The sequence below is a fragment of the Sphingobium agrisoli genome (assembly GCF_041877245.1).
Lineage (GTDB): Bacteria > Pseudomonadota > Alphaproteobacteria > Sphingomonadales > Sphingomonadaceae > Sphingobium.
The window spans coordinates 1-13,406 of the sequence record NZ_JBHDJI010000025.1 but is presented as its reverse complement, the minus strand read 5'-3'; the positions used below and the strand labels follow the sequence as shown (position 1 = coordinate 13,406).

The window sequence follows — 13,406 nt, the reverse complement described above, 5'->3', positions numbered from 1 at the left end:
CGGACTATGAGGCGAAGGCGAGCTACGACATCGTCATCACCGCAACGCAGGGGGTCACGAGCACCGACCAGGCGGTGACGGTCAGCGTCACCGACGTGAATGAGGCGCCGGTTGCGTTCGACAGGGCGGCTTCGGTCGTTGAAGATGCCAGCACAAGCGGCGTGCTGGCGGCGGTCGATCCGGATCTCGACGAGCTGCTTACCTACACGCTAGATGCGCCGGTGGCGGGCCTAACACTGGGGAGCGACGGCGGCTGGAGTTTCGACGCCGGCAATGCGGCTTATCAGTTGCTCAAGGCCGGCACGATGCAGGATGTGGTTGCCTATTACACGGTCAAGGACCAGAATGGCGCGACATCGACCGCCAAGCTGACGATCACGGTGACCGGTGCGAACGATGCGCCGAACACCCTGTCGATCGATGGCACGCAGTTGGCCGAATATGCTGCTGCCGGCACCGTTATTGGCCAACTTAGCGGGAGCGATCCTGATGGCGATGTGCTCAGTTACAGCCTGCTCGATGACGCAGGTGGCCGCTTCGCTATTGTGGATGGCAAGCTGGTGGCAGGGGCCACGCTGACCGATTACGAGCAGGCGGAGCAGCACAGCATCACCATCCGCGTCTCTGACGGTCAGGGCGGTCACTTCGACCGCACGATCCTGGTCTCGATCCTCAATATCGATCCCGAGACTGTCATCGGCACCGCCGCGGCGGAAACTATCGTCGGCGGCGCAGGGAATGATGTCATCAAGGGTCTGGGCGGCGCCGACATTATCGACGGTGGCGCTGGCATCGATACGGCCGATTACAGCGACAAGCTGCAATCGGTGGTGGTCACCTTGCGCGGGGCTCTCGATGCGACCGTTTCGGTCGGAGGCATTGCCGAAGATGTGTTGCGGAACGTCGAAAATCTGATCGGCGGCGGCGGCGACGATCAGTTGACGGGCGATAATGGCGCAAATGTGCTGAATGGCGGGGCTGGCGCCGACATCCTGACAGGCGGGCTTGGCGACGACATTTATTATGTCGACAATGCCGGCGACAAGGTGGTCGAGGCCAACGGCCAAGGCAATGATCTCATTTACAGCTCGGTGTCTTATGGGCTGACCGGTCGTAATGTCGAGACGTTGGTTCTCACGGGTAACGGCAATATCAACGCGACCGGGAACAGCAATGCCAACCGGTTGATCGGCAACAGCGGCAACAATGTGCTCAATGGCGGGACCGGAGCCGATCACTTGGAGGGCGGCCAAGGCAACGACGTCTATATCGTGGACGCTGCCGGCGACGTGGTGGTGGAACTGGCAGGTCAAGGCATCGACGAGGTCAGAACCGATTTAGCCGCATATATTTTGGCGGCCAATGTCGAAAATCTCACTGGCACGGCGCTGATAGGCCAGGCTCTGACCGGCAACGCGCTTGCCAACGCTATTATCGGTGGGGCGGCCAGCGACGTGCTGAACGGCGGCGAGGGAGCGGATACGCTGACGGGCGGCCGGGGAGACGATATCTATTATGTCGATAATGTCGGCGACAAGGTCGTCGAGGCGAGCGGCCAGGGCAACGACCTTATCTACAGTTCGGTTTCGTACGGCCTGGCCGGTCGTTATGTCGAAACGCTCGTCCTTACCGGTGCCGACAATATCAATGCGACCGGCAACAGTCAGGCGAACACGCTGATCGGCAACAGCGGCAACAATGTGCTGAACGGCGGAACGGGTGCCGACCACATGGAAGGCGGGCAGGGCGATGACGTCTATCTCGTCGATGTCGTTGGCGACGTTGTGGTGGAACTGTCGGGACAGGGCATTGACGAGGTGCGGACGGGTCTGGCGAGCTATACGCTGGGGTCCAATATCGAGAATCTGACCGGCACGGCCACGACAGCGCAAACGCTGACCGGCAACGACCTCGACAACGTCATCACCGGAGGCTCAGGCAACGATACGCTGAATGGCGGCATCGGCGCGGACACGCTGATCGGCGGTGCCGGAGCCGACACCATGGCAGGCGGTGCAGGGGATGATACCTATTATGTCGATAATGCCGGCGACAAGGTCGTCGATGTCGAGGGGCAAGGCTTTGATCGCATCTTCAGCTCGGTCAGCTATGGATTGACGGGACGGCTCATCGAGCAACTGACATTGACCGGCACGGCCAACATCAACGCGACTGGCAACACCAAGGCGAATGAGTTGATCGGCAACAGCGGAGCCAACATACTGGACGGGGGATTGGCGGCCGACATTCTGACCGGCGGCGCAGGGGCGGACCAGTTCCGCTTCTCGACGGCGCTCGGGGCCGGCAACGTCGATACGATCACCGACTTCAGCGTCGCCGACGACACCGTTTTGCTCGCTTCCGCCATCTTCGCGGCGGCAGGACCAGCCGGGGTGCTTCAGGCGGACGCCTTCGTGATCGGCGCGGCGGCGGGGGATGCGTCCGATCGGATCATCTACAACAGCGCGACCGGCATGCTGTTCTACGATGCCGACGGTTCGGGCAGCGGCGCAGCCGTGGCGTTCGCCACGATCGGCACCGGGCTGGCGCTGACCAACGCGGACTTCATCCTCGGCTAATCGGGGAAAGTCAGTGAGGCGGGGCCTGCTTGCGGATCGCGCAAGCAGGCCCCGCTTCGTTCCGCCGCGCGGCACAAAGGGGGTAGTCCTTCGTTGGCGAAGGACTACCCCCTTTGCAGGAGCAAGCCCATGCCCGACGAATTGAACGAAGCCCTGGAGCGGTTCCAGTTGTTCGCCGGCCGCTTCCGGCCCGACGAGGTGATCGACGCCGACAGCGGCTTTACCGGCAATGACGCGGCGCTGCTGGCAGGCGAGGTGGAGATGGCGATCCAGACCAGGGGGATGCGCGATGATGCCGAACCGGACATCGACGGTAGCCTGTTCTAGGGCTTTTCAAGTTTCGCAAACTCTTCCGCGTCGGCGAGCGCCCCTGCGCGAAGCCATCGGCACAACGCTGGCTCAGACATCGACCCCGACGGCGTCCGCAACATGCGCGAAGCCGTCGCGTTCCAGCAGCGCTTTGAGGCCCTTGTTGATCGTTCGCGCCAGATACGGCCCCTTGTACACCATGGCGCTGTAGAACTGGACCAGCGACGCGCCGGCGCGGATGCGTTTATAGGCCTGGTGCGGGGTCGCGATGCCGCCGACTCCGATCAGGGGGATGCGGCCGCGCAGCAGGGCGTGGAAATCCTTCATCCGCTGGTGCGATAGTTCGAGCAGCGGCGCACCCGACAGCCCGCCCGCTTCGCCGGCATGACGGGATTGCAGGGCGGGTCGGGCGGTTGTGGTGTTGGAGACGATCAGCGCATCGACCTGATGATCGGTGCAGGCGATTGCGATGTCCTCCATATCGAGCGGCTCCAGGTCGGGCGCGACCTTGAGGAAGACGGGGACGCCGCGCCGACCGCGCGCTTCCATGACGGCGGCGAGCAGTTCGTCGAGCGCGGCGCGATCCTGAAGCGCACGCAGGCCCGGCGTATTGGGGGAAGAAATGTTGACCGTCAGATAATCGGCGAGGGGGGCCATGCAGGTAACGCCGGTCACATAGTCGGCGATGCGGTCCGCCGCATCCTTGTTCGCGCCGATGTTGATGCCGATCACCGGCCCGTCGCCCTTCGGGCGGCGATAGCGAGCGATGCGGTCGGCCGCGGCGCCCTGCCCGCCATTGTTGAAGCCGAAGCGGTTGATGACGCCGCGATCCTCCACCAGGCGGAACAGGCGTGGCTGCGGATTGCCCGGCTGGGCGAGCGGGGTCAGCGTCCCCAGTTCAGCGAAGCCGAAGCCAAGGCCGTGCATCTTGTGCGCGACGCGGCCATCCTTGTCATAGCCCGCCGCCAGTCCCACCGGGTTGGGGAAGCGAATGCCGGCGACCTCCATCTCCAGCATCGGGTCGGGCCGGAGCGGCGCTGCGGTGGGCATCATCCGCAGCGCGGCGATCGACAGATTGTGCGCGCGTTCGGCGTCGAGGGTGAAGAGCAGCGGGCGGATGAGGCGGTAGAGCATGGCGCGGCTATGCCAGCGCTGCGCCGCACCGTCGAGTCACTGTGGCGGTGCCGCAACACCCATGAGCGAGTGTAATTTGATGACAGAAAACGTCATCAATGAGACCGTTTGCGACCGCGAAATGTCCGATCCATCCAATAATCTTGCCCCGATTCGGGCGTAAAGCCGCCCTGCGACCCGAAGGCTCTTAGGCCGATTGGCCGATGAGACCTTTTACTGACCCGGCAGCCTTTCAGGCCGCCGGGTCATTTTTTTGGTGGCGAAGAGACGGTTAAGCGCGCGGAAACGCTTGCAAGCAGCAGCCGTCGGCGCATAGTGCCGCGCAGGGGTTGAAAAAAATGGGGTCGTACTGGAGCGAAGGGACCGACAGCGCAGTCGCGTTGCCCGATGACCGGGGGCCGCTATCCTTCACTGTGGCGGCTGCGCAGGGGCCGGTCAGGCTGCGCTATTTCGCGCCGCCCGAGGCGCTGCGCCGTTATTTCGGATCGCTCTATATCTTCTCGGTTTCGGCGGATCATTACGCAGACGTAACAAGGGCCGACGTGCCGCAACTGCGCTTCATGCTGACGGGCGGGGGGCATTATCATTTCCATGACGGCGCGGTTATGGAAACGCCCGATGTGTGCCTGCTGGGGCCGACCATGGGCGCGACTCGCTTCATGCTCGACCGGCCGGCCCAGGTGGTGGGCGTGTCGCTGCTGCCCGCAGGCTGGGTGTCGCTTCATGGCGGGGACGCGAGCGGGCTGGCCGACCGGCTGTGCGACCTCGCCGCCGAGCGGGGGCCTGCCTATGCCGGGCTGCTGGGCCGGTTGCGCGCGCTGGGCGAGGATGCCGACGCGATGGCGGAGCTGTGCTGGGCTGAGCTGGCGCGGTTGGTGAAGGCGTTGCGACCGGCGACCTGGCAGTTGCTGGCGGCGGTCGACGCCTGGCTGATGGACGAGGGGTCGCCCCGGCTCGAGGCGCTGGCCGAAACGACCGACCTGTCGCCGCGCCAGCTCGCGCGGCTGACCAACAAATATTATGGCGCGCCGCCCAAGCTGCTGGCGCGCAAATATCGGGCGCTGCGCTGTTCGGCGCGGATCGCGCTCGACGGGGAAAGCTGGCAGCAATTGTGCGAGGAGGGCGGCTTTTACGACCAGTCGCACTTCATCCGGGAAATCAAGCATTTCATCGGTCTGACCCCACACCAGTTACAGGCCGAGCCGAGCGCGGTGGCGCAGCTCACCCTGCTGCGCCGGTCGCTGGGGGGCGATGTCGCGACGCTCAACCGGCTGTCATAAAAGCCTTGATTCTGCGTGCGCGGGGGACCACATGCGGGCAATCGGATCGATTCCGTCCGATTTGAGAATGGTTCGCAATGCGCTTGTCGAGTTTCGCCGATTATGCCGTGGTGCTGATGAGCGCTGCCGCGCGCCATTGCGGCGCGGCCAAGATGAACGCGACGACGCTGAGCGCCGAAACCGGCATCCCGCTGCCCACCGCGCAGAAGCTGGTGAGCCGGCTGTCGGCGGCGGGGCTGCTTGAATCGAGCCGGGGGACTGGCGGCGGGGTGCGGCTATCGCGCCCGCCCGCCGCGATCACGCTGGCCGATGTGGTGGAGGCGGTGGAAGGGCCGATCGCCATGACCGCCTGCGCCGAAATGGGCGCGCATGACTGCAATCTGGAAACGGACTGCCGTATCCGCCCGCACATGAATGTGGCGAACGATGCGATCCGGGCGGCGCTGGCGGGCGTCACGATCGCGAGTTTGACGAGAGAAATGGCATGACCGACGAGGTGACCACCATCCGCAACCAGGAAGCGCACGAGGCGGCGGAGCGCGCATCGGCCTATGAGCATGGCTGGTCGTCGGCGATCGAGCAGGATTTCGCACCCAAGGGCCTCAATGAGGACACCGTCCGCTTCATTTCGGCGAAGAAGGGCGAGCCGCAATGGCTGCTCGACTGGCGGCTGAAGGCGTTCGCGATGTGGCAGACGATGGAGGCGCCGGACTGGGCGAAGCTCAACGTGCCGCCGATCGACTATCAGGATGCGTACTATTATGCCGAGCCCAAGAAGAAGGCGGAGCTGAACAGCCTGGACGAGGTCGATCCCGAGATATTGGCGACCTACAAGAAGCTGGGCATCCCGATCGCCGAGCAGGAAGTGCTGGCCGGGGTCAAGGGCGCGCGCAAGGTCGCGGTGGACGCGGTGTTCGACAGCGTTTCGGTCGCCACCACCTTCCGTAAGGAGCTGGAGGAGGCGGGGGTCATCTTCCGCTCGATCAGCGAGGCGGTGAAGGAATATCCCGATCTGGTGCGCCAGTGGCTGGGCAAGGTCGTGCCGATGCGCGACAATTATTTCGCGACATTGAATTGCGCGGTCTTTTCCGACGGGACGTTCGTCTACATCCCCAAGGGCGTGCGCTGCCCGATGGAGCTGTCCACCTATTTCCGCATCAATGCCGAGAATACGGGGCAGTTCGAGCGCACGCTGATCGTGGCGGATGCGGGCAGCTATGTCAGCTATCTCGAAGGCTGCACCGCGCCGATGCGCGACGAGAATCAGCTGCACGCCGCTGTCGTGGAGCTGGTGGCGCTGGACGACGCGGAGATCAAATATTCGACGGTGCAGAACTGGTATCCCGGCGACGAAAGCGGCAAGGGCGGCATCTACAATTTCGTGACCAAGCGGGCGCTCTGCCAAGGGCGCAACAGCAAGGTGAGCTGGACGCAGGTGGAGACGGGGAGCGCCATCACCTGGAAATATCCGTCCTGCGTGCTGAACGGCGAGAATAGCGTGGGCGAGTTCTACTCGGTGGCTCTGACGAACAACAGGCAGCAGGCCGACACCGGCACGAAGATGATCCACAACGGTAGAGGCACGCGATCGACCATCGTGTCGAAGGGGATTTCGGCCGGGCGGTCGAACAATACCTATCGCGGGCTCGTGCGCGTGGCGCCGGGGGCGGAGGGGGTGCGGAATTTTACCCAGTGCGACTCGCTGCTGCTGGGCGACCAGTGCGGGGCGCATACCGTGCCCTATATCGAGGTGCGGAATCCCAGCGCGCAGATCGAGCATGAGGCGACGACCAGCAAGATTTCCGACGACCAGCTTTTCTACGCGATGCAGCGCGGGCTGGATCAGGAAGCGGCGGTGGGGCTGATCGTCAACGGATTCGCGCGGGAGGTGTTGCAGCAGCTGCCGATGGAGTTCGCGGTCGAGGCGCAGAAGCTGTTGGGTATTTCGCTGGAAGGATCGGTCGGGTGAACTTCGCCTCTGATTCTTCCGTCATGCCGGACTTGATCCGGCATCCCGCTTCTGCCTGCGGGAGGGGCCAAAGCAGCGGGACCCCGGATCAAGTCCGGGGTGACGGCTTCTTGCCGAACGCGCGTCGACTTTTTGCGGCAATCCTTTTGATTGGCACTGCAAATGTGCCGGAAACGGCTGGAGCTCAACCCGCCTCGATACCGTCTTCTTTCCAAGGTCATTGGAATAAATATCCGCAAAACTGTAGCGGAGAAACGGAAGGCGAAGTCCGAATAACTGCGTCGCGATTTTCCGGTGACGAGCTTGATGCTGAAATTCTATCTTACACCGTGCTGGCTTCCGACAAAATCAGTGTGAAATCGCGAGACCGGAAAGTAGGCGCTGGACTGAATATAGATTTTCTGACGATCGAGGCCTCGCAGAAATCATTGGTTTGGAAAAATAGCGACGGTCACGTAACCCGGCTTTTCCGGTGCGAGCTTGCCAGACCCCACCCCAACCCCTTCCCTGAAGGGGAGGGGCTTATCACCCCTTAAGGACAAGAATTTTGAGCGACGAAGACGATATTCAGGATGCCCTTGCGGATTTCGCGGAGGATGTCGGCAATGGGCAGGCGTGGACAGCCGCCATTCGCATCCTGACCGAGGATTATGAGCTGGAAGAGGGCGAACTGGAGGCGCGGGCGCGCAAGGATTTTGGCGATCTCGACGCCTATCAGGCCGAGGCGCGGGCGGCTCTGGAGAGGGGCGATCTCGCCTTCACCGATCGCCTCAAGTCCGACAAGGCGTTCCACAAGGCGAAGGCGCCCAACCTTGCCCGCATGGGGCCGGTGACCGAGTTCGTGACCGGTGTGCTGGAGAAGGGGCCGCCCAAGGGCGAGGCCGACTGGTGGCCCTACATGCCGATCAAGCGGCATATCGACACGCTGTTCCCGGCGCCGGGTGACGTGCGCGACATGGCGTTCTGGACCGCGCGGACGCTCCAGCGCGCGCATAAGGGGTAAGTGATGCTTTCGATTGAAAACCTGTCCAATGAAATCGACGGCAAGGCGATCCTAAAGGGTCTGTCGCTGACCATCAACGCGGGCGAGGTCCATGCGATCATGGGGCCGAACGGCGCGGGGAAATCGACGCTCGCCTATACGCTGGGCGGGCGGCCCGGTTATGAGGTGACGGGCGGAAGTGCGACGTTCGAAGGACGGGATCTGTTCGAGTTGGAGCCGCATGAACGCGCGGCGGCCGGGCTGTTTCTGGGCTTCCAATATCCGGTCGAGATACCGGGCGTGTCCAACCTGCAATTCCTGCGCGAGAGCCTGAACAGCCAGAAGTGCGCGCGGGGTGAGGCGGAATTGAACGGCGGCGAGTTCATCCGGCTCGCCAAGGAAAAGGCCGGGCTGTTGGGCCTCGACATGGAGATGCTGAAGCGTCCGGTGAATGTCGGCTTTTCGGGCGGCGAGAAGAAGCGGGCGGAAATGGTCCAGATGGGCATCCTCGATCCGAAGCTCGCCATCCTGGATGAAACGGACAGCGGCCTCGACATCGACGCCCTCAAGATCGTGGGCGCGGGGATCAACACGATCATGCGGAAGCCCGACAAGTCGGTGCTGCTCATCACCCATTATCAGCGGCTGCTCGATTATGTGAAGCCAGACTATGTGCACGTGCTGGCCGGCGGGCGGATCGTGAAGTCGGGCGGGCCCGAACTGGCGCTGGAACTGGAGCGCGAGGGCTATGCCGAGGTGGTGGCCGCATGAGCGCCACACGCTTCTCTCTTTCTCTCCGCGTCTCCGCGTCTCCGCGTGAGAGGACTTTGTTCGCGCGGAGGCGCGGAGGCGCGGAGGGGTTGCGCTCATGACCGCGCTTGCCGTGCCAACCCGCCATCAAGAGCAGTGGCGTTATAGTGATCTGGAGGCTGTCGCCTCCGTCTGGCCTCTGCCCGCGCCGACGTGCATCGACGTAGCGGCGGGGGAGAGCGCGGCGCATCATCTGTTGCAGGATGCGGCGGACGGCGCTGTGGCGGTGCACGACTATGTCATCGACATTGCCGACGGGGCGCGGTGCGATTTTCATCTGCTGAATGTCGGCGGCAAGCTGGGGCGGGTGACGTTCGACGTGACGCTGGGCCGGGGTTCGCATTTCGAGCTGGGCGGTGCGATCATCGGCGGCGGCGACCAGGTGCTGGAGATCCTGACCAAGGTGCGCCACGCGCAGCCCGACGCGACCAGCGGCCAGACGATCCGGTCGATTCTGGGTCAGCGCGCGGTGGGCAGCTATCTGGGCTCCATCAACGTCGCGCGCGATGCGCAGCGGACGGATGCGTTTCAATCGGTGAAAGCGATGCTGCTCGATCGCACGGCGACGGCGAACGCAAAGCCGGAGCTGGAGATTTTCGCCGACGACGTCAAATGCGCGCACGGCGCGACGGTGGGCGAACTGGACAAGGCCGCGCTGTTCTACATGGCGTCGCGGGGCATGGACCCGGCGACGGCGAAGACGTTGCTTTTGCAGGCCTTCGTTGCAGGCGTGTTCGACACGGTGGCGGACGAGGGCGTGAAGGATGCGCTGGAGGCGGCGGCGCTGGCGAAGCTGGAGGCGCTGGTATGAATGGTGTCATCATCCTCCCCTGGAGGGGGAGGAGGACCGCCGCGAAGCGGTGGTGGAGGGGTGTGGCCCTCTCGATGGCGGGACACCCCTCCGTCTGGCCTTCGGCCAGCCACCTCCCCTGCAAGGGGAGGATGGTATGAGTGTTGCGTCGGAATTGACCCTGCGCCGCGACTTCCCTGGCGTGGGCGACTGGCATTATCTCGACAGCGCGGCGACGGCGCAGAAGCCGACGGCAGTGATCGACGCCATCGCGCGCGCTTATGGTCCCGACTATGCCACCGTGCATCGCGGCGTCTATGAGCGGTCGGCGAACATGACGCTGGCCTATGAAGCCGCGCGGCGGAAGGTGGCTTTGTTCATCGGCGCCGCATCCGACAGCGAGATCGTCTATGTGCGCGGCGCGACCGAGGGGATCAATCTGGTCGCGCAATGCTGGGCAGGGACACAGCTGAAGGCCGGCGACCGCATCCTGCTCTCTTGCCTTGAGCATCACAGCAATATCGTGCCGTGGCAGATGGTCGCGGAGACGGTCGGCGCGGCGATCGACGTGGTGCCGCTGACGGCGGACGGGCGGATCGATCTGGACGCGATGGCCGCGATTATCACGCCGGCGCACAAGATGGTGGCGCTCGCCCATGTGTCGAACGTGCTCGGCAGCGTTCTGGATGTGCGGCGCGCGGCGGACATCGCCCATGGCGTGGGCGCGAAAATCCTGATCGACGGGTGTCAGGCGGTGCCGCGCCTTGCCGTCGATGTGGCTGCCCTGGGCTGCGACTTCTACGTCTTTTCCGCGCACAAGCTCTACGGACCGACCGGAATCGGGGTGCTGTGGGGACGCAAGGAACTGCTTGACGCCATGCCGCCCTATCAGGGGGGTGGGTCGATGATCGACAAGGTGACGTTCGAGAAGACCAGCTACGCCCCAGCGCCGACGCGGTTCGAGGCGGGGACGCCGCATATCACCGGCGTCGTGGGTCTGTCCGCCGCGATCGATTATGTGGAGACTATTGGCCTCGACCGCATCCACGCGCATGAGTGCGCGCTGGTGGGGAAGGCGCGGGCGGCATTGGAGCAGATCGACAGCGTGCGGCTGTTCGGGCCGGCGGACAGCGCGGGCATACTCTCTTTCGAGGTCGAGGGGGTGCATCCGCATGATGTCGGCACCATATTGGACGAGGGCGGGGTCGCGATCCGCGCCGGCCATCATTGCGCGCAGCCGCTGATGCGGCATCTGGGCGTGGAGGCGACCGCGCGGGCGAGCTTTGGCATTTACAGCGACGAGAGCGACGTGGACGCGCTGGTCGCGGGACTGGAACGGGTAAGGAAGATCTTCGCCAATGACTGAACATACATCGGACGAGCGGAAGATCATGGTCGAGGAAGTGGACTCGGTGGCAGCGCCGCCCAAGGCGCGAGTCGAGGATGCGCCCGAAGCCCCGATACGCCAGCGCGACTATCTGGACGGGTTCCTGGCGCAGAAGCCAGCCGAAGCCCCTGCCGGCGAGCCGGGCGGCGACCTTTATGAAGCGGTCATCGACGCGCTCAAGGAAATTTACGACCCTGAAATTCCGGTCAATATCTACGATCTCGGCCTTATCTACGGCGTCGATATCGCGGACGGCCATGCGGTCGTGACGATGACGCTGACCACGCCGCACTGCCCGGTCGCCGAATCGATGCCGGGCGAGGTCGAACTGCGTGTCGGCGCTGTTCCGGGCGTGGGCGACGCCGAAGTCAATCTGGTCTGGGATCCGCCATGGGACCCGCAGAAGATGAGCGACGAGGCGAAGCTCGAACTGGGGATGCTGTGATGAGCGTCGAGACCAAAATCCGCGCGCGGCCGGCTGCCGTCATCTTGACCGAAAGCGCGCAGAGACGGATCGCGGAACTGATGGGGCAGGCGCCGGAGGGCGCGATCGGGGTCAAGCTGTCGACCCCCAAGCGCGGCTGTTCCGGCCTCGCCTATTCGGTCGATTATGTGAGCGAGGAGGCGAAGTTCGACGAGAAGATCGAGACGCCGGGTGGCGTGCTCTACATCGATGGGGCGTCGGTGTTGTACCTCGTCGGAGCGACGATGGACTGGGTGGAGGATGATTTCGCCGCCGGCTTCGTGTTCAACAATCCCAACGCCAAGGGCAGCTGCGGCTGTGGGGAGAGTTTCACGGTTTAATTGTCAGTGCTCCTGCGCAAGCAGGAGCCCAGGATGGAGGGCAGGACAGTCGACCCTGGGCTCCTGCTTTCGCAGGAGCACGGAGGCCCCGATGCGATGCCCAAACTTCTGATCCTTGGGATGGGCTACACCGCTTCCAAGCTAGCCGACCGGCTGCGCGGGGAGGGGTGGCGCGTGACGGGCGTGCGGCGTAGCGCTGGCGAGGACGTGCTGGCGTTTGATGACGAGAAAGGCGTGTGCGCCGCGATTGCCGGTGCCAGCCATATCCTGTCGTCCGTGCCGCCAGAGGGGGAGGATGATCCGGTACTCCTCCGCTATGGCGACGCGATTGCAGCCGCGCCGGCGGTATGGACCGGTTATCTCTCCTCGACAGGGGTCTATGGCGATGCGGCGGGTGCGTGGGTGGACGAGAGCAGCCCGGTCGGTGCGGGCCGGCGAACCGCGCGGGTCGCCGGCGATCTCGCCTGGGGCACGCTCAGGGCCGATACGAGGCGCTTTCGCCTGCCGGGCATATATGGGCCGGGGCGATCGGCGCTGGAGCGGGTGTGCGAGGGGCGGGCGCATCGGATTGATCTACCCGGCCAGGTTTTCAGCCGGGTGCATGTGGACGACATCATTGCCGGGGTGATCGCGTCGTTCGATGGGCCGCCGGGGGTCTATAATTTGGCGGACGACCTGCCCTGCTGCCAAAATCGCGTGATCGAGGCGGCGTGCGATCTGCTGGGCATGGCCTGGCCACCGTTGCAATCGGTGGAGGCAGCGGGATTGTCGCCGATGGCGCGGGGCTTCTATGCCGAGAACCGGCGGGTCGCGAACGGGCGGGCGAAGCGGCTGCTGGGCTGGCGGCCGCTCCATCCGACTTATGCCGAGGGGCTGCGGGCGTGTCTGTGACGCGACCTGCCGCGTGGTTTACGTGTCGTTTACCTTTGGCTCCGACAAGCGAGGCATGACCCGTTTCGACCAGCGCTTCGCCGCCCTCAGCCGTCAGATGAACGCCATGCCCGCGCCGGGGCGCGCCGGGCCGGCGTCTCCACCGATCGCCAGCCTGATCGACCGGGTGAATGCAGCCAAGCAGCGCTATCGGCAGCGCTAAATCATTGCGCTTTAATCCGATCCGTTCGCTTCGAGCAGGTTCGAGCGAAGTCGAGAACCGTCAGTCGAGAAGTCGGAGCATCCGTCCTCGATACGCCTTCTCGGCTATGCTCGAAGGCTACTCGAACCGAACGGTGGTTTGGCTTTGCCGCTCGGTGCCCTAAAGCGAGATGACGTGAGGCTGAATCGAGAGGGGTTTTGCTCGGGCCTATTATGTGATTCAAGATGCCGGCTGGGGAATGGAGGCCAGCGGGCATGGCGAAACCCTAT

15 protein-coding genes are annotated in these 13,406 nt (G+C 64.1%); 14 read left to right on the top strand and 1 reads right to left on the bottom strand.

Annotated elements, in window-relative coordinates; genetic code table 11:
• Together ACETPF_RS20770 and ACETPF_RS20765 are read left to right on the top strand one after the other, a co-directional pair.
• Positions 1-2,579, top strand: a 2,579-nt coding sequence (locus tag ACETPF_RS20770) for a cadherin-like domain-containing protein (protein WP_373936525.1), incomplete at its 5' end; no start/stop codon positions are given.
• A 129-nt stretch (positions 2,580-2,708) separates the two neighbouring features.
• Positions 2,709-2,906, top strand: a complete 198-nt coding sequence (locus ACETPF_RS20765) for a hypothetical protein (RefSeq protein ID WP_373936524.1) — start codon at positions 2,709-2,711, stop codon at positions 2,904-2,906.
• 72 nt (positions 2,907-2,978) lie between these two features.
• On the opposite strand, the gene ACETPF_RS20760 is transcribed toward ACETPF_RS20765, so the two are convergent.
• Positions 2,979-4,022, bottom strand: coding sequence for a quinone-dependent dihydroorotate dehydrogenase (locus ACETPF_RS20760; RefSeq protein ID WP_373936523.1), 1,044 nt, complete (start codon positions 4,020-4,022; stop codon positions 2,979-2,981).
• A 338-nt stretch (positions 4,023-4,360) separates the two neighbouring features.
• Between ACETPF_RS20760 and ACETPF_RS20755 the strand changes: the two genes are divergently transcribed.
• From ACETPF_RS20755 to ACETPF_RS20700, 12 genes are all read left to right on the top strand, one after another.
• Positions 4,361-5,302, top strand: coding sequence for a helix-turn-helix domain-containing protein (locus ACETPF_RS20755; RefSeq protein ID WP_373936522.1), 942 nt, complete (start codon positions 4,361-4,363; stop codon positions 5,300-5,302).
• 77 nt (positions 5,303-5,379) lie between these two features.
• Positions 5,380-5,790, top strand: coding sequence for an RrF2 family transcriptional regulator (locus ACETPF_RS20750; protein WP_373936521.1), 411 nt, complete (start codon positions 5,380-5,382; stop codon positions 5,788-5,790).
• Entirely contained in the window at positions 5,787-7,271 is a 1,485-nt protein-coding gene (gene sufB / locus ACETPF_RS20745) for a Fe-S cluster assembly protein SufB (protein ID WP_373936520.1), read from the top strand. Before ACETPF_RS20750 ends, sufB begins: the two co-directional genes overlap by 4 nt.
• Positions 7,268-7,807 (top strand): hypothetical protein, encoded by a 540-nt coding sequence (locus ACETPF_RS20740; RefSeq protein ID WP_373936519.1) that lies wholly within the window; start codon positions 7,268-7,270, stop codon positions 7,805-7,807. Before sufB ends, ACETPF_RS20740 begins: the two co-directional genes overlap by 4 nt.
• Before the next feature lie 11 nt (positions 7,808-7,818).
• Positions 7,819-8,274 carry a hypothetical protein gene (locus ACETPF_RS20735; RefSeq protein ID WP_373936518.1) on the top strand — a complete coding sequence of 152 codons (456 nt, stop codon included), beginning with the start codon at positions 7,819-7,821 and terminating at the stop codon, positions 8,272-8,274.
• Between the two features lie 3 nt (positions 8,275-8,277).
• Positions 8,278-9,024: a Fe-S cluster assembly ATPase SufC gene (gene sufC / locus ACETPF_RS20730; protein ID WP_373936517.1), complete on the top strand. Its 747-nt coding sequence runs from the start codon at positions 8,278-8,280 to the stop codon at positions 9,022-9,024.
• Positions 9,025-9,121: 97 nt separating this feature from the next.
• The gene (locus tag ACETPF_RS20725) at positions 9,122-9,874 is read left to right on the top strand and encodes a SufD family Fe-S cluster assembly protein (RefSeq protein WP_373936516.1); all 753 of its coding nucleotides are present in this window, start codon (positions 9,122-9,124) and stop codon (positions 9,872-9,874) included.
• A 136-nt stretch (positions 9,875-10,010) separates the two neighbouring features.
• A complete protein-coding gene (locus tag ACETPF_RS20720) occupies positions 10,011-11,219 on the top strand; it encodes an aminotransferase class V-fold PLP-dependent enzyme (protein ID WP_373936515.1) in 1,209 nt (402 codons plus the stop codon).
• On the top strand, positions 11,212-11,685 hold the full coding sequence (locus ACETPF_RS20715; RefSeq protein WP_373936514.1) for an SUF system Fe-S cluster assembly protein: 474 nt from the start codon (positions 11,212-11,214) through the stop codon (positions 11,683-11,685). Before ACETPF_RS20720 ends, ACETPF_RS20715 begins: the two co-directional genes overlap by 8 nt.
• Positions 11,685-12,044, top strand: coding sequence for a HesB/IscA family protein (locus ACETPF_RS20710; RefSeq protein WP_373936513.1), 360 nt, complete (start codon positions 11,685-11,687; stop codon positions 12,042-12,044). The genes ACETPF_RS20715 and ACETPF_RS20710 overlap by 1 nt, the downstream gene beginning before the upstream one ends.
• A 96-nt stretch (positions 12,045-12,140) precedes the next feature.
• Positions 12,141-12,935, top strand: coding sequence for a Rossmann-fold NAD(P)-binding domain-containing protein (locus ACETPF_RS20705; protein ID WP_373936511.1), 795 nt, complete (start codon positions 12,141-12,143; stop codon positions 12,933-12,935).
• Positions 12,936-12,990: 55 nt separating this feature from the next.
• Positions 12,991-13,137: a hypothetical protein gene (locus tag ACETPF_RS20700; protein WP_373936509.1), complete on the top strand. Its 147-nt coding sequence runs from the start codon at positions 12,991-12,993 to the stop codon at positions 13,135-13,137.
• The last annotated feature ends 269 nt before the right edge of the window (positions 13,138-13,406 follow it).